The sequence below is a fragment of the Nocardioides dongkuii genome (assembly GCF_014127485.1).
Classification (GTDB): domain Bacteria; phylum Actinomycetota; class Actinomycetes; order Propionibacteriales; family Nocardioidaceae; genus Nocardioides; species Nocardioides dongkuii.
On record NZ_CP059903.1, the window covers coordinates 2,481,463 to 2,496,715 of the forward strand.

The window sequence follows — 15,253 nt, forward strand, 5'->3', positions numbered from 1 at the left end:
GCCCTCTGGACCTACCGGTCCGCGCGGTTCCACAGCCCCGAAGCGGGCTGTGGAGAGCTTCCGATCTTCGTGATCGAGTCGTGATCTATGGCCCCTGTGGAGTAGGCATCTGGGGAGCCAAAGTGTCGGTGGCGGCGGCTTGAATGGAGCCATGTCAGCAGCCACCGTCGCAGGGGTCCACCCGGTCACCGGGCTGGTCGCGCGCACCGCTGACAACGTCGCCGCGATGCGCGATGCGTGGCTGTTCTCCATGGACGCCGCCGCAGCCGGCCAGGCGTTGGTGGAGCTGGACCGGCTCCAGTCCGAGATCACCGAGCTCCAGGCCCGAGTTGCGGTCCGCGCCCAACAAGCCGGCACCGCCGAGACCACCGGCGCGACGTCGTTGGCGAACTGGCTGGCGGTCACCACGCGGCAGTCCCGCACCACCACCCACCGGTTCATGCGGCTGGCCGAGTCCTTGGATCGCGACGTGTTCGAACCGGTCCGGGTCGCGTTGTCCGAGGGCCGGGTGAACCCCGACCAGGCGCTGGTGATCACCGACGCCGTCGACGCCCTCCCCGACGACATCGAGGCCGAGACCCGAGACCGTGCCGTTGAGGTGCTGCTGGCCGAGGCCGCGCACCACGACCCGGTCCCGCTCCGCCGGCTCGGGAAGCGACTCCTCGACGTCATCGCCCCCGAGATCGGCGAGGCCCACGAAGCGAAGGTGATCGAGGCCGAGGAGGAACGTGCCCGGGCACACACCCGGTTGACGATGACCGACGACGGCCACGGCACCACCTACGGCCGGTTCCAGCTCCCCACCGCCCAAGCCCAGATGCTCAAGAAGGCCCTGCACGCCATCGCCGCACCCAGAGCCCAGACCGCGGCCCACGGCACGCTGCCCGAGCGGCGGCCCGGCCCGGAGCGGCTCGGCCAGGCGTTCTGCGAGCTCATCGAACGCATCCCCGCCGGGGTGCTCCCCGAAGCCGGTGGCGTCAACGCCACCGCCGTGGTGCTGATGGGCCTCGAGACGTTCCGCGGCGGACACGGCGTCGCGCACCTCGACACCGGCGCCACCATCAGCGCCGGCCAAGCCCGCCGGCTCGCGTGTGAGGCCGGGATCATCCCCGCCGTCCTCGGCGGACCCAGCCAGGTCCTCGACCTCGGCCGGACCCGCCGGTTCCACACCAAGTCCCAACGCATCGCGCTCGCGATCAGGGACGGTGGGTGCACCGCCGAAGGCTGCGACTGGCCACCCGGGATGTGCCATGCCCACCACGACCCGGCCTGGTGCCAAGGCGGAGTCACCGACATCGACCACGCCAGATTGTTGTGTCCGAAACACCATGCCCGCGCCCACGACCCGGCGTACACCAGCAGCCCACGTCCCGACGGCAAGATCACCTTCCACCGACGGACGTAGGCCGGCGGGCGGGGCGGTCAGGCGGCCGGACCCTCCACGGCGTCGGCCGCCGGGTCGATGAAGAAGTTGTCGCGGAACAGGCCGGTGGGGTCGTAGCGCCGCTTGAGGTCGCGGAGCCGGGCGAGGTGCGCGGGCGGGAAGGCGCGCTCGAGCCACTGCTGTCCGGTGCCGGTCTCGAAGCTCAGGTAGCTGCCCGACAGGTGCGGGACCAGCCGCTCCCAGGCCTCGTCGAACGCCGGGCCGGTGCCGAAGCCGGAGAGCGAGAACGCCGCACTGCGGCCGGCGTACGCCGTGGCGCCGCTCGGGACGTCGGCGACCGCGCCGCCGACCGCGCGGATCGAGAAGAAGTACGACGTGCCCGCGTCGAGCAGTTCGGCGACCTCGGCCGCCAGCCCGGGCGAGAGGTGGTCGGCCAGACCGGAGTGGCTGTGCGGCTCCCCGCGGCCCTGCTGCGGCTGGTCGCTGCTGAACAGGCTCATCACCTCGTCGTACGTCGCCAGCGCGATCTGCTGCTGCAGCAGCGGCGCGACATCGGCGATCGGCTGCAGGCGCTCGATGATCGTGTCGGGGTTGTCGGAGTCGACGACCAGCATCGCCTGCGCGACCCGCTGTCCGCCCCGCCGCGCGCCGAGGACCACCTGACCGGTGACGCTGCGGTCCGCGGCCTCGATCTCCCGACCCCACCCCTCCAGGAAGGCCGCGGTGTCGCTGGCGTCGAAGGCGAGCTGGGCGAAGGCGATCGTGCCGACCCGGGCGGCCGTGAGCTCGAAGGAGGTGGCGATGCCGAAGTTCGCCCCGGCGCCGCGCACGCCCCAGAACAGGTCGGGTTCCTGGTCGGCGCTCGTGCGCACGACCCGGCCGTCGGCCAGCACCAGTTCGACCGCGGTCAGGTGGTCGATGGTCAGGCCGTGGCTGCGCGCGAACCAGCCGACCCCACCCGCGGTCGCGAGCCCGCCGACGCCCACGCCGCCGTAGTCGCCGCTGCTGATCGCGAGCCCGTACGGCGCGAGGGTGCGGGCCACGTCGGCCCACCGGGCGCCGGGGCCGAGCCGGACGCGGCCCGTGTCGGGGTCGAGCACCTCGACGGTGTCGAGCGCGCTGACGTCGATGACGAGCCCGCCGTGGTTGAGGGAGCGGCCGGAGATGCCGTGCCCGGCGCTGAGCACCCCGAGCGGCAGCTCGCGGTGCTCCCGGGCGACGGCGACCGCGGCCTGCACCTCGGCGACGGTCCGCGGCCGGAGCACGAGGCCGGGGGCGCCGCCACGCAGGTAGCCGGAGAGGTAGCGGGCGTACGCCGGGTCGCCCGGCTCGACCGCGCGCTCGGCCAGCTCGGGCGGCAGGTCGTCGTACCCGATGCCGGGACGCCGCTTCGCCAGGGCCGAGGCACGACGGACCCGTGAGCGCTCGCGCACCCCGGAGCTCGCGCGAGCCTCGCCGACCCGCTCGCGCACCTCGCCGAAGAGACCCGCGAAGCGGCGCAGCCCGCCCTCGTCGTCGCCCATCACGATGAAGGTGCTGACGCCGTCCTCGACGGCGAGGCGCACCAGCTCGTCGGCGGCCGTGTCGGGGGCGATGTTCAGCAGCCGCACGACCTCGGCGGGATCCCGGCCGGCCTCCCGGGCCGCCTCGTCGATCACGCGCATGCCGCGCTCGAGGTCGCCGGGCTTCAGGTACGGCATCGAGGGCAGCCAACCGTCGGCCGCGCGCCCGATCAGCCGCAGCATCCGCGGCTTGAGCGCCCCGAGCCAGATCGGTACATCGTGCGCGGGCGCCGGGCCGCGCTTGGCGCCGTGGACCCGGTGGTGGGCGCCGTCGACGGCGAGGACCGACCGGTCGGAGGTGTCCCACACGCCGCGGATGACTGTGATCGCCTCGGCCAGCGCGTCCACCGCCTCGCCCGGGGTCAGACGGGTCCCGCCGTACGCCTCGATCGCGTCCCAGAACCCGCCGGCGCCCAGCCCCAGCGCGACCCGGCCGCCGGAGAGCAGGTCGAGGCTGGCCACCGACTTCGCCAGCACGGCGGGCGGGCGCAGCGGCAGGTTGAGCACGTTGCCGGCGAGCTGGATCCGCTCGGTGCGGGCGGCGGCGTACGACATCAGCGTCCAGGTGTCGAGGAAGGACGGCTGGTAGGGGTGGTCCTGGAACGTCGCGAGGTCGTAGCCGAGCTCCTCGCTGAGGACCGCGAGCTCGACCGGCCGCTGCGGCGAGCCGGCCGCCGGGGTGATGAAGGAGCCGAAGCGCAAGGGGTGACCGTAGTCGGGCATGCCCCCAGCATCCGTCGCGCGAACCCGTGGCGCAACCTCGGGTAACCGGGTTACCATAGGTAAGTGACCACGAGCTCGACCCCCCGCCGCCAGGAGCTGATCGACGACGCCACCTGCCGGGAGGCCACGGCCGGCCTGGAGTTCGTCGGCCGGCGGTGGACCGGCGCGATCATGCTCGCGCTCGGCCGCGGCGCGTCGCGGTTCGGGGAGATCGAGGCGGCCGTCGACGGCCTGTCCGCGCGCCTGCTCACCGCCCGGCTGCGCGAGCTGGAGGAGCACGACCTCGTCGAGCGCGAGGTGATCCCCACGACGCCGGTCTCGGTCCGCTACCGGCTCACGCCCCGCGGTCGCGACCTGCTGGCGGCGATGCAACCGCTGGTGGCCTACCACCTGCGCTGGGGCGACTGAGGGACCAGCCGGCCAGCAGCAGCGGTCGCGCCCTGCCGGTGGTTGAGCAGCGAAGGCGCTCTGGCGCCTGAGCGATGTCGAAACCCGGCGAGCCAAGTCGGGGCCTTGGTTGAGGTGGATGTGTGGGCTGCGGGGGTCTCGACACCGGGACTTCGTCCCTGCTCGACCACCGGTTACCGGTGGTTGAGCAGCGAAGGCGCTCTGCGCCTGAGCGTTGTCGAAACCCGGTGAGCCAAGTCGGGGCCTTGATCGAGGTGGTACGTCGGCTGCGGGGTCTCGACACCGGGACTTCGTCCCTGCTCGACCACCGGTGGCTGAGCGATGTCGAAACCCGGTGAGCTGACCTGGGGCCTGGGTTGAGGTTGTACGTCGGCTACGGGGGTCTCGACATCGCTCGTCGCTGGCGCTCCTCGCTGCTCGACCACCGGTGGGTGGAGGTCAACCAGCCCCGACGCTCGGCGACGGCACGGCGAGAAGCCGGGCGAACAGGTCAGCGAGAGCGAAGCCGTCCCCTGCTCCGGTCAGGTCCAGCCGGAGATCAGGAAGGTTCCATCCTTCGACGCTGACTCGACACTGTCGCCGTTCGGCCTCGACGTAGACCCACCAGTCGATGCAGCGGACGTCGGCCCACTGCCCTCCGTAGGCCTCGACGACCCCGCTGTCCGGGTACTTCTCGGCGAACATGGAGGGGTCCGCCTCCCACAGGATCGACGAGACTCCCCGTCCGAGTCGTAGCCAATCTGCCTGGTGAAGCCGACGCCGGCAGCGTCGAAGACCGGGTCGCAACGGCGGCAGACCTCGTCTGCCCAGGCGCCGTCGAACACGCACTCGACGGCCGCAGCGGCGTCGCGCACGGTCACCCTCGGTGCGTCGTCGTCCATCACCCCAGTATCCGCGAACCCGTTCGCGGTTTCCCGGTGAACGCACACGTGCACGGTGCGAGGATCACGCCGTGAACGCCGAGGGACCAGTCGAGTTGCCGGGAGCCACGCCACCGCTGCCGCTGTCGATCTGGGTGGTCGCCTGGGCGTCGGTGGTGGGCCAGGCGGAGCTGCTGCTCCGCCGAGGCCCCCAGGTCGGCGACGTGGGGTCGCTCTTCCTGTCCGTCGTCCTCGGCGCGCTCGTCCTGGGGTACGTGTCCGCCGGTGTCGTCCGGGCCCGCACCGTCCGGTTCGTGCTCGCCTGGGTCGTGCTGGTCCTGGCCGTCCTCGGTGAGCTCGTCGAGCTGGTCTCGGTCGACGACCTGGGTCAGGCCGCCCACGCCGTGGTCGCGCTCTCGACCACGGCGGTGGCGCTCGCCGCGCTGGCGAGCTTCCGCCGGAGCGACTGGTACGCCTGGCAGCGCACCAGGCCATCGACCTACGACGGCGCCCCGATCGGTCAGCTGGTCGCGATCGGCGTGCTTGTCGGGATGCTCGGCGGGATCATCGGTGCGGACGACGCCGGACGTCGCGGACGTGACGGACTCGACGTACGCGTGAACGTCGCCGAGCGCTGACCAATCGACCCCGTCAGGCGGCGCTGTCCGCGCGGTCGGGGTGGTCGGCGTGGTCGGCGTCGACGTACCGCCCGTCCGGGGTGACCGGGTGGTCCTCGTTGATGGCGAGGACGGCGTCGCTGAGCTCGGGGTCGACGACGACGGGACGGCGGTCGAGGTGCACGCCGGCGATCATGCAGCGCACCGATCCCCCGGCGAGCTCGATGGTGGGGATGTCGACCGAGACGATGGTGGCGGACTCCTCGATGACCGCGACCTGGTCGGGGCGGAGGCTGCGGTGGGCCCGGGCCGACATCGCCATCACGTAGCCGCGGCGGCCCTCCGGCGTACGACCGCAGAGCTCGACGGCGTTGCCGGCGAACTCCCGGACCTGCTCCTCGGTGAGCTCGACGACCTGGCGGCCGTTGACGCTGAGCCGCTCGCGGACCTGCTCGCGCCGGACCCTGTCCGGGATCATCTCGAGGGCGATCAGGGCGACGTCGGTGCCGACGCAGGCCAGCACGTTGGTGTGGTAGACGGGGACCCCGGCGCTGTCGACGGCGTCGAAGGCCATCGGCTCGTAGTTGAAGTCGGTGCAGAACCGCTCCAGGACGTGGGCGTCGCTGCGGTGGCTGCGCGCCATGTAGGCGACCCGCGAGACGTGGTCGAGGACCATCGCGCCGGTGCCCTCGAGGAAGATCCCGTCGGGCTCGAGGCCGGAGTAGTCGACGATCGTCTGGACGCGGTACTCCGACTTCAGCATCTCCAGGACGTCGGCGCGCCGCTCGTGGCGGCGGTTCGAGGCGTACATCGGGAAGACCGCGACGCTGCCCCCGGCGTGGGTCGAGATCCAGTTGTTCGGGAACACCGAGTCCGGCCGGGTGTGATCCTCGTCGTCGAAGACGTGGACCCGGACGCCGGCGTCCCGCAGGGTCGCGGCCAGCGCGTCCATCTCCGCGAGCGCCAGCGCCGAGACGGCGGCGTCGGAGCGCCCGTCCGGCACGTCGGCCTGGAAGGCGTTGTCCGCCGCAGTCGCGGGGTTGGGCAGGTAGTTCTGGGCGCGGACGAGGATGACGGCGGACGGGGCTTGAGCACTCACGTGCGCACGCTAGACGACGACCCGGCCCAGCACCTGATCGCGCCCGGGCACCCGTCGGTCGCGTCACAGTCGTGCAACTCGGAGTTGCACCCTCGCTAGCATCGGTCCCATGGCGACACGGGCCCCCGAGACCGACGGACGCCGCTCGGCGGCGGCCGCGCGGCGCCGGGTCCGCGAGCGGGAGATCATCGCGGCGACCCGGGCGCTCTTCGACGAGCGCGGGGTGCGCGACGCGCAGATCGAGGACATCGCGCGCGCCGTCGGGATCAACCGGGCGATCGTCTACCGGCACTTCACCGGCAAGGAGGAGCTCTTCGCGCTCACCCTGGTCAGCTACCTCGACGAGCTGCGCGAGGACCTCGACGCCGCCGAGGGCGGTACGCCGACCGACCGGCTCGCCGCGATCGTCGGCGCCTTCGTCGACTACGGGCTGGCCCACCCGGCGTTCGTGGACTGCGCGCAGGCGCTGATGCGCCGCTCCGGTCCCGAGCTGCTCGACGAGATCTCGGAGGGCGCGCTGTTCCGCCTCGGCCGGAGCATCTCCGCGTGCCTCGCCGTGCTCAGCGGGGCGCTCGAGGAGCTCGGCGTGGAGGACCCGACGCTGCTCGCCAACACGCTGTACGCCAGCGGCCTCGGCGCGCTGCAGCTCGCCCGGGTCGGCATCCTGGTCAAGGAGGCGGCCCCCGGCGTACCCACCGTCGGGCAGATCTCCCCGGAGCAGGTGCGCGACTACCTGGTGGCCTCGGCGCTGGCGCTGGCCTCCCGCTGATATCGGGACGCCGGGCGTCCGGAAGTCCTACCCTCCTCGCGTGAGCCGCGAGCACCGCATCACCTGTCCGCTCTGCGAGGCCATGTGCGGCCTCCGCGTCACCGTGGACGACGCGGGTCGCGTCGGCCGGATCACGGGCGATCCCGACGACGTCTGGTCCCGCGGCTACCTCTGCCCCAAGGGCACGGCGCTGGGCCACCTGCACGAGGACCCCGACCGGCTGCGGCAGCCGATGGTCAAGGGCCCGGACGGCGTGCACCGCCCGGTGTCCTGGGACCAGGCCTGGGCGGAGGTCGAGCGAGTCCTGCGCCCGGTGCTCGACGAGGACGGCGCCTCGGCGGTCACGGTGTACGTCGGCAACCCCGTCGCTCACAACCTCTCGCTGAGCCGCTACATCGGCGCCGTCATCGGCATGGGCCAGGCGGTCGGCATGCAGACCTACTACTCCCCCGCGACGGTCGACCAGTGGCCGCTGAACGTCGTGGGCGCGCTGCTCTTCGGGGGCATGTGGGAGGCGCCGGTCCCCGACCTCGACCGCACCGACCACCTCGTCGTCCTCGGCGCCAACCCCGCCGCCAGCCAGGGCTCGATGCTCTCCGCGCCCGACGTGCTCGGCCGGCTGCGGGCGATCCGCGAGCGCGGCGGCTCGGTGGTCGTCGTCGACCCCCGCCGGACCCGCACCGCCGAGCAGGCCAGCGAGTGGGTGCCGGTCCGCCCCGGGACCGACGCGCTGCTGCTCTTCGCCGTGCTGCGCACCCTCGCCGAGGAGGGCCTGCTGCGCGACCACGAGCACCTGCGCGGCAAGGTGAGCGGCCTGGCCGAGGTGCTCGCGCTCGCCGAGCCGTTCACGCCCGAGCGGGTCGCCGGGCCGACCGGCGTCCCGGCCGACCGGATCCGGCGGCTCGCCCGCGACCTCGCGGCGGCGAGCAGCCCGGTCCTCTACGGCCGGATCGGCACCTGCACCCAGGAGTTCGGCACCCTGTCGACCTGGCTGATCTTCGTCCTCAACGTCGCCCTCGGCGCCGTCGACCGGGTCGGCGGCAGCCTGTTCCCGATCGCGGGCGCCTGGTCGCCGATGTTCCTCAAGCCGCCGGACCAGGACCAGCCGGGCTGGCGCTTCGGCCGCACCCGCAGCCGGGTCCGCGGCGCCCCGGAGGTGCTCGGGCAGTACCCGGTCACCTGCCTGCCCGAGGAGATCGAGACCCCCGGGCCGGGACGGATCCGGGCCCTGATCACCGTCGCCGGCAACCCGGCCGTCTCCGCACCCGCGGCCGCCAGCATGGACCGCGCCCTGGGCAGCCTGGACGCGCTGATCGCCGTCGACAACTGGCTCAACGAGACGACCCGGCACGCGCACGTCGTGCTGCCCGGCACCTCACCGCTGGAGCACGGCCACGCCGACGACCTCTACTGGATGTACGCGCTGCGGTCCTGCCTGAAGTGGTCGGACCCGGTGTTCCCGCTCCAGGGCGACCGCCCCGACGAGTGGGAGATCCTGCTCCGCCTCGGCGGAGCGCTGCTCGGTACGCCGGTGCCCGAGGTCGACGTACCGGCCATGGACGAGGTGTACGTCGGGGGCCTGGTGCAGTCCCTCTGCGCGACGGCCGGCACCCCGCTGACCGGACGCGACGCGGACGCGGCGCTCGCAGCCCTGGCCGGAACCGGGCCGGAGCGCCTGGTCGACCTCGGCATCCGGCTCGGCCCGTTCGGCGACTCGCTCGGCGCGCGCCCCGACGGCCTGACGCTGGCCCGGCTGCGCGAGCACCCCGGCGGTCTCGACCTCGCCGAGCTGCAGGCGGGCCGGCTCGACGAGGTGCTCTCCACCCCGAGCGGCACGATCGAGCTGGTGCACGACCTGCTGAGCGACGACGTGCCGCGGCTGCTGGCCCGCCTGGACCGCGCCGAGCCCGGGCTCGTGCTCACCAGCCGCCGCCACCTGCGGTCCAACAACTCCTGGCTGCACAACGTGCCGAGCCTGATGAAGGGCGCGGACCGCTGCACCCTGCTGCTCCACCCGCGCGACGCCGACGCCGCGGGACTGGTGGACGGTCAGCTCGCGCGCGTCACCACCACCGAGGGCGAGGTCGAGCTCCCGGTGCAGGTCAGCGCGGAGATGATGCCCGGGGTCGTCTCGCTCCCCCACGGGTGGGGACACGACCGCCCGGGCACCCGGATGGCCGTGGCGCACGCCCACGCCGGGGTGAACAGCAACCTGCTCAACCCCGGCGACCTGCTCGACGTCCCGAGCGGCACCCTCGCGGTCAACGGGGTGCCCTGCTCGGTCGCCCCGGCCTAGAGCCCCGGCCTAGCGCTCCAGGATGGCGACGACGCCCTGGCCGCCCGCGGCGCAGATGCTGATCAGGCCGCGGCCCGACCCCTTCTCCGCGAGCAGCTTGGCGAGGGTGGCCACGATCCGGCCGCCGGTGGCGGCGAACGGGTGGCCGGCCGCGAGCGAGGAGCCGTGCACGTTCAGCTTGTCGCGGTCGATCGAGCCCAGCGGGGCGTCCAGGCCGAGGCGCTCCTTGCAGAACACCGGGTCCTCCCACGCCGCGAGGGTGGAGAGCACCTGCGAGGCGAACGCCTCGTGGATCTCGTAGAAGTCGAAGTCCTGCAGCGAGAGGCCCTGGCGCTCCAGCATCCGCGGGACGGCGTACGCCGGGGCCATCAGCAGGCCCTCGTTGCCGTGGACGTAGTCGACGGCCGCGGTCTCGGAGTCCACGAGGTAGGCCTGGACCTCGAGGCCGTGCTCCTGCGACCACTCCTCGGTCGCCAGCAGCACCGCGGAGGCGCCGTCGGTGAGCGGCGTGGAGTTGCCGGCCGTCATCGTCGCGGCCTCGCCCTTGCCGAAGACCGGCTTGAGCTTGGCGAGCTTCTCGGCGGTGGAGTCGGGCCGCAGGTTGTTGTCGCGCTCGACGCCGCGGAACGGTGTCACCAGGTCGTCGAACCACCCGCGGTCGTACGCCGCGGCGAGGCGCTGGTGGGAGGTCGCGGCCAGCTCGTCCTGCGCCTCGCGGGTGATCCGCCACTCCAGGGCGGTCAGCGCGGCGTGCTCGCCCATCGAGAGCTTGGTGCGCGGCTCGCCGTTCTGCGGGATCTCCAGGCCGATGTCGCCGGGGCGGATCGCGCCGAGGGCGGTCAGGCGGCTCTTGGTGTCGCGCGCGGCGTTGACCTTCATCAGCTTCTTGCGCAGCTTGTCGCTGATCGCGACCGGCGCGTCGGAGGTGGTGTCGGTGCCGCCGGCGATGCCGGCGTCGATCTGGCCGAGCGCGATCTTGTTCGCGACCTGGATCGCGGCCTGCAGGCCGGTGCCGCAGGCCTGCTGGATGTCGGTCGCCGGGGTCTCGGGGGCGAGCCGGGAGCCGAGCACCGCCTCGCGGGTCAGGTTGAAGTCGCGGGAGTGCTTGAGCACGGCGCCGGCCACGACCTCGCCGAGGCGCTCGCCCTCGAGGCCGAACCGGGCCACGAGCCCGTCGATCGTGGCGGTGAGCATGTCCTGGTTCGAGACGTCGGAGTACACCGAGTTGGACCGGGCGAACGGGATGCGGTTGCCGCCGAGGACGGCGACGCGGCGGGTACTGGTCTCCATGTCATCAGTCTTCCCCGCGACGCGCGCCCAGAGAAGGACATGAGGGGCACGTCACGAAATGTGGACTCCGAGTTACACGTCTAGTTACATGGAGTGTCATGAGCGACCGCTACCAGGACTTCGCGTCCTCGCAGATCGGCAAGTTCCTCGTCAAGAACCTCGGGCTCCCCAGCCCGATGCGGCTGGAGCGGTACGCCGCGGGCTCGCCGCTCGTCGACGGCACCGTCGCCGTGGGCGGCCGGGGCCGGCTGGTCGAGTCGCTCCCGGGCATCCTCGAGGAGCTCGACATCGCGAGCACGACCGCGACCGACGCCGACGCGACGTACCAGGGCCTGGTCTTCGACGCCACCGGGCTGACCTCCTCCGACCAGCTGGTCGCGCTGCGGGACTTCTTCACGCCGCTGATGCGCAGCCTGGACACCTGCCCCCGCGTGGTCGTCATCGGCACCCCGCCCGAGCAGGTCGAGGGCGCCGAGCGGGTCGCCCAGCGCGCGCTGGAGGGCTTCACCCGCAGCCTCGGCAAGGAGATCGGCCGCGGCGGCACCGTGCAGCTGGTCTACGTGGCCGAGGGCGCGGAGGGCGCGCTGGCCTCGACGCTGGCCTTCCTGCTCTCGCCGAAGTCGGCGTACGTCTCGGGCCAGGTCGTCCGGATCGGCGCGCACGGCACGACGGTGGCCGGCGAGGTCGCCGACTGGACGACCCCGCTGGCCGGCAAGGTCGCGCTGGTCACCGGCGCCAGCCGCGGCATCGGCGAGCAGATCGCCCGGGTGCTGCACCGCGACGGCGCCACCGTCGTCGGCGTCGACGTGCCGCAGGCGGCCAGCGAGCTGCAGTCGCTGATGAAGGAGCTCGACGGCGACTGGCTGACCCTCGACATCACCGGCAAGGACGCGCCGCAGCGGATCGCGCACCACCTCAAGGAGAAGCACGGCGGCGTCGACGTCGTCGTCCACAACGCCGGCATCACCCGCGACCGGAAGCTCGCGAACATGGCTCCCGACAGCAAGGGTGACCGCTGGGAGTCCGTCGTCGCGGTCAACCTCACCGCGCCCGAGCGGATCACCCGCGAGCTGCTCGAACAGCAGGTGATCAACGACAACGGCTCGATCATCGGCGTCGCGAGCATCGCCGGCATCGCGGGCAACGTCGGCCAGACCAACTACGCCGCGTCCAAGGCGGGCATCATCGGCTTCGTCGACTCCCTCGCCGACGAGCTCGACCGCGGGATCACGATCAACGCCGTGGCGCCCGGGTTCATCATCACCCAGATGACGGCCGCGGTGCCGTTCGCGACCCGCGAGGTCGGCCAGCGGCTCAACGCGATGTCCCAGGGCGGCCTGCCGGTCGACGTCGCCGAGACCATCGCCTGGCTCGGCTCCCCCGGATCGACCGCGGTCAACGGCAACGTCGTGCGGGTCTGCGGCCAGATGATGCTGGGCGCCTGAGATGGCCCTCCCGACCCTGCTCAAGGCGGCGCTGCCGAGCATCCCCGTCGTCAACCAGCTGCCCGGCATCCGCAAGTCGCCGGTCGAGGAGTTCAGCGGGATCCGGCTGAGCCGGCCGCCGGTGACCGTCGAGCGCGCCCACGTCGAGCGGTACGCCGAGGTCTGCGGCTTCCCGTCGCGCGACACGGTCCCGGTCACCTACCCGCACCTGCTGGCGTTCCCGCTGCACATGGCGATCATGAGCGACCAGGCGTTCCCCGCGCCCGCCATCGGCACCGTGCACGTCGAGAACTCCGTCACCGCCCACCGCCGGATCGGGGTCGGCGAGACCCTCGAGGTCTCGGTCGCGGTCGGCGCCCCCGCGCCGCACCCCAAGGGCACGGCGTACTCCTTCGTCACCGAGGTCACCGCCGAGGGCGAGCCGGTCTGGGAGAGCACCTCGACGTACCTCCGCCGGGTCTCGACAGGCTCGACCAACGAACGGTCCGAGTCCGCGCCCGGGGGCCCGTCGTACCCGGACGCGCCGCCGCACGGCCTGACCTGGCGGCTGCCGGCCGACCTGGGCCGCCGGTACGCCGCGGTCTCAGGCGACCACAACCCGATCCACCTCTACCCGCTGACCGCGCGGGCGCTGGGCTTCCCGCGCCAGATCGCGCACGGGATGTGGAGCAAGGCCCGGTGCGTCGCCGCGCTGGAGAACCGGCTGCCGGACGCCGTCCGCATCGACGTCGCCTTCAAGAAGCCGATCCTGCTGCCCGGCACGGTCGCCTTCGGCTCGGCGCCGCTGGAGGACGGGTACGCCTTCTCGCTGACCCGACCCAAGGACGGCGCGCCACACCTGGCGGGACGCACCACGGCGCTCTGAGACGTCCCGGGCACCACCCGGACCGACGCTCAGCGGCGCTCGCAGGACCTACGGAGCTCCGCCTGGCAGGTGTCCACGCCGCGACCGCCGTCGGCGACGTCGCGGCCGGGTCCGCCCACGAGCCGGTCGCGGCCGCCCTTCCCGATCAGGGTGTTGCTCCCGGGCCCGCCTCGCAGGACGTCGCGCTTCGGTCCGCCGACCAGGCTCTCGATGCTCCGGAGGGCGGCCTCGGCCTGGGTGAACCGCGCGACGCCGGTGCGCAGGTCGGCACGCAGCCTCGTGTGGAGGATGATGAACTGCTCCAGGATGAACCGGTCCTCGCCGGGACCGCCGGCGATGACGCCGCGCCACCGGAGCGAGGGGTGCTTGACCACCCTGTAGTCCACGGTCGGTGGCCCCACCTTGAAGGTGTCGGCGCCCCGGCCCCCGGACAGGCGGAAGGTGGTGGTGGCGGACGAGGGGGCGTGCTCCCAGTCGCTGAGGTCCTGGCGGGTGCTGATCTCGTCCCGCCCGGAGCCGCCGAACGCCGGACCGCCGAAGTAGGCGGTGAGGACGTCGTCGCCCGACCCGCCGTGCAGCCGCTCCGCACGGACGGCAGCGAGGCCGTCGTCGCCTCCCCGGCCGTCGATCAGGTCGCCACCGTCCTGCCCCCAGAAGTGGTCCGCACGTTCCGATCCGCGGAACACGTCATGGCCCCGGGTTCCCCGGACGCCCACGACACCGCGCCAGACGTCGTGGTCGCCGTCCCCGTCGATCGTCCGTGCCTCCGCATCGACCACGACCCCGTGACCGGCTGCCACGACGGTGTCCCCGTTCGTCGTGCCCGAGACGATCGTGTCGTCCCCCGCCCCTGGCTCGATCGTGGATGAGAGGTCGCCGGACGTCACGATCAGGTCGTCGCCCTCGCCGCCGCTCAGCGGACCGTTGTCGGCGTTCATCCCACGGATCACGTCGTTCCCGGGCCCGCCCGACAGCGTCCCTGATCCGATGAGCTCGTCGTCCCCGTCGCCACCGAGGAGGTCAAGGTAACCGGCGCGTCGGTGCGTGGCGCAGATCGTGTCGTGCCCCGCCAGCCCGTCGACCACCTCGAGATTGCGACCCTTGACGACGTGGATCACGTCGTCGCCCTCCGTGCCGGTCACCGTGCCGGTGGCCCCGGCCGGGACCACGATCGTCGGCGTCTTGCCGGCGCAGGTCGGGTCCGCCGCCGACTCGGCCGACCCTGCCGGCGTCACCACCAGCCCCGCCAGGACCAGCGTCGCCGCCCCGAGCCCCGCACGTACGAACATCACCGAGTGTCTCCGTCCCGCCGCGGCACCGGGGCCGGCGTGCCCACGGAGGCTACTCCGGGTCTGCCGGCGCCGCTGGAGGACGGGAACCGGCCGACGAGCGGAGGCGTCCCACCATCGTGCGTCACTCCCTCGCGACCCTGCTCGTCGTCCCGCTGATCCTGCTGGCGGGCTGCTCCGACTCCGACTCCGACTCGACCGTCGGCGAAGTGGACACCTCGCCGACCGCGCCCAGCGGCTCACCGATCGGGTCGCCCACGGGCTCGCCGTCGGCCGACCCCGTGGTCGTCGCGCTCCTCAGCGAGACCGGTGGTGGAGGTCCCGTGGCCGACGTGCTCGCACCCGTCGAGGGTGCCGCGCTGTCGGCCTTCCTGCGCCGGCTCGATCCGGACTCCCTGGCCGAGGAGGTCCGGGAGGCAGTCGCGGGCTACGACGTGCACGCGGGGCACAGCCTGGGTGTCGCCGTCGTGGCGGTCGAGTGCGACGTACCGGGTCAGGTCTACGTCGCCGAGCGCGACGGAGAGTGGACGATCGCGGCTGCCAGGGTGTCCGAGCCCCTGCCGAACTGCTCCGCGCCGATCACGACGGTGGCCGTCGTGGACGTCCCGGGCGTGCTGCCGGCCGCGGCCTAGCGTCCCTCAGCGCT

Annotated in this window: 13 protein-coding genes; 8 read left to right on the forward strand and 5 right to left on the reverse strand. The window is 73.0% G+C overall.

All coding sequences use genetic code 11. The features are described 5' to 3' along the window. Positions 1 to 151: 151 nt before the first annotated feature. Positions 152 to 1,405 (forward strand): HNH endonuclease signature motif containing protein, encoded by a 1,254-nt coding sequence (locus H4O22_RS11975; RefSeq protein WP_182523631.1) that lies wholly within the window; start codon positions 152 to 154, stop codon positions 1,403 to 1,405. A gap of 17 nt (positions 1,406 to 1,422) precedes the next feature. Here the strand turns inward: H4O22_RS11975 and H4O22_RS11980 are convergent, their stop codons facing one another. Then, a complete protein-coding gene (locus tag H4O22_RS11980; protein ID WP_182523632.1) occupies positions 1,423 to 3,669 on the reverse strand; it encodes an LLM class flavin-dependent oxidoreductase in 2,247 nt (748 codons plus the stop codon). A gap of 63 nt (positions 3,670 to 3,732) precedes the next feature. Here H4O22_RS11980 and H4O22_RS11985 point away from each other — a divergent pair, with 63 nt between their 5' ends. Further along, positions 3,733 to 4,077 carry a winged helix-turn-helix transcriptional regulator gene (locus tag H4O22_RS11985; RefSeq protein ID WP_182523633.1) on the forward strand — a complete coding sequence of 115 codons (345 nt, stop codon included), beginning with the start codon at positions 3,733 to 3,735 and terminating at the stop codon, positions 4,075 to 4,077. 438 nt (positions 4,078 to 4,515) lie between these two features. On the opposite strand, the gene H4O22_RS11990 is transcribed toward H4O22_RS11985, so the two are convergent. Beyond that, positions 4,516 to 4,761: a hypothetical protein gene (locus H4O22_RS11990; RefSeq protein ID WP_182523634.1), complete on the reverse strand. Its 246-nt coding sequence runs from the start codon at positions 4,759 to 4,761 to the stop codon at positions 4,516 to 4,518. 268 nt (positions 4,762 to 5,029) lie between these two features. Here H4O22_RS11990 and H4O22_RS11995 point away from each other — a divergent pair, with 268 nt between their 5' ends. Then, positions 5,030 to 5,575, forward strand: a complete 546-nt coding sequence (locus H4O22_RS11995) for a hypothetical protein (RefSeq protein WP_182523635.1) — start codon at positions 5,030 to 5,032, stop codon at positions 5,573 to 5,575. 13 nt (positions 5,576 to 5,588) lie between these two features. On the opposite strand, the gene ctlX is transcribed toward H4O22_RS11995, so the two are convergent. Further along, entirely contained in the window at positions 5,589 to 6,653 is a 1,065-nt protein-coding gene (gene ctlX, locus H4O22_RS12000; RefSeq protein WP_182523636.1) for a citrulline utilization hydrolase CtlX, read from the reverse strand. Positions 6,654 to 6,762: 109 nt separating this feature from the next. Here ctlX and H4O22_RS12005 point away from each other — a divergent pair, with 109 nt between their 5' ends. Then, positions 6,763 to 7,422 (forward strand): TetR/AcrR family transcriptional regulator, encoded by a 660-nt coding sequence (locus tag H4O22_RS12005; protein WP_182523637.1) that lies wholly within the window; start codon positions 6,763 to 6,765, stop codon positions 7,420 to 7,422. Between the two features lie 40 nt (positions 7,423 to 7,462). Next, a complete protein-coding gene (locus tag H4O22_RS12010) occupies positions 7,463 to 9,718 on the forward strand; it encodes a molybdopterin-dependent oxidoreductase (protein WP_220451150.1) in 2,256 nt (751 codons plus the stop codon). Positions 9,719 to 9,727: 9 nt separating this feature from the next. Here H4O22_RS12010 and H4O22_RS12015 read toward each other — a convergent pair whose 3' ends face one another. Next, positions 9,728 to 11,008, reverse strand: a complete 1,281-nt coding sequence (locus H4O22_RS12015) for an acetyl-CoA C-acetyltransferase (RefSeq protein ID WP_182523638.1) — start codon at positions 11,006 to 11,008, stop codon at positions 9,728 to 9,730. A 98-nt stretch (positions 11,009 to 11,106) separates the two neighbouring features. Between H4O22_RS12015 and H4O22_RS12020 the strand changes: the two genes are divergently transcribed. After that, positions 11,107 to 12,453: a 3-oxoacyl-ACP reductase gene (locus tag H4O22_RS12020; RefSeq protein WP_182523639.1), complete on the forward strand. Its 1,347-nt coding sequence runs from the start codon at positions 11,107 to 11,109 to the stop codon at positions 12,451 to 12,453. 1 nt (position 12,454) lies between these two features. Then, complete coding sequence (locus tag H4O22_RS12025) at positions 12,455 to 13,318, forward strand: MaoC/PaaZ C-terminal domain-containing protein (RefSeq protein ID WP_182523640.1); 864 nt, start codon at positions 12,455 to 12,457, stop codon at positions 13,316 to 13,318. A 29-nt stretch (positions 13,319 to 13,347) separates the two neighbouring features. Here the strand turns inward: H4O22_RS12025 and H4O22_RS12030 are convergent, their stop codons facing one another. Further along, positions 13,348 to 14,607: a calcium-binding protein gene (locus H4O22_RS12030; RefSeq protein ID WP_182523641.1), complete on the reverse strand. Its 1,260-nt coding sequence runs from the start codon at positions 14,605 to 14,607 to the stop codon at positions 13,348 to 13,350. Between the two features lie 119 nt (positions 14,608 to 14,726). Between H4O22_RS12030 and H4O22_RS12035 the strand changes: the two genes are divergently transcribed. Further along, the gene (locus H4O22_RS12035) at positions 14,727 to 15,239 is read left to right on the forward strand and encodes a hypothetical protein (RefSeq protein WP_182523642.1); all 513 of its coding nucleotides are present in this window, start codon (positions 14,727 to 14,729) and stop codon (positions 15,237 to 15,239) included. Positions 15,240 to 15,253 lie beyond the last annotated feature (14 nt).

Excerpts from the sequence above, each read along its gene's own strand:
- H4O22_RS11975 (WP_182523631.1), top strand. The coding sequence starts at position 152 with ATGTCAGCAGCCACCGTCGCAGGGGTCCACCCGGTCACCGGGCTGGTC.
- H4O22_RS11980 (WP_182523632.1), bottom strand. The coding sequence starts at position 3,669 with ATGCCCGACTACGGTCACCCCTTGCGCTTCGGCTCCTTCATCACCCCG.
- H4O22_RS11990 (WP_182523634.1), bottom strand. The coding sequence starts at position 4,761 with ATGTTCGCCGAGAAGTACCCGGACAGCGGGGTCGTCGAGGCCTACGGA.
- H4O22_RS12005 (WP_182523637.1), top strand. The coding sequence starts at position 6,763 with ATGGCGACACGGGCCCCCGAGACCGACGGACGCCGCTCGGCGGCGGCC.
- H4O22_RS12015 (WP_182523638.1), bottom strand. The coding sequence starts at position 11,008 with ATGGAGACCAGTACCCGCCGCGTCGCCGTCCTCGGCGGCAACCGCATC.
- H4O22_RS12020 (WP_182523639.1), top strand. The coding sequence starts at position 11,107 with ATGAGCGACCGCTACCAGGACTTCGCGTCCTCGCAGATCGGCAAGTTC.
- H4O22_RS12025 (WP_182523640.1), top strand. The coding sequence starts at position 12,455 with ATGGCCCTCCCGACCCTGCTCAAGGCGGCGCTGCCGAGCATCCCCGTC.
- H4O22_RS12030 (WP_182523641.1), bottom strand. The coding sequence starts at position 14,607 with ATGTTCGTACGTGCGGGGCTCGGGGCGGCGACGCTGGTCCTGGCGGGG.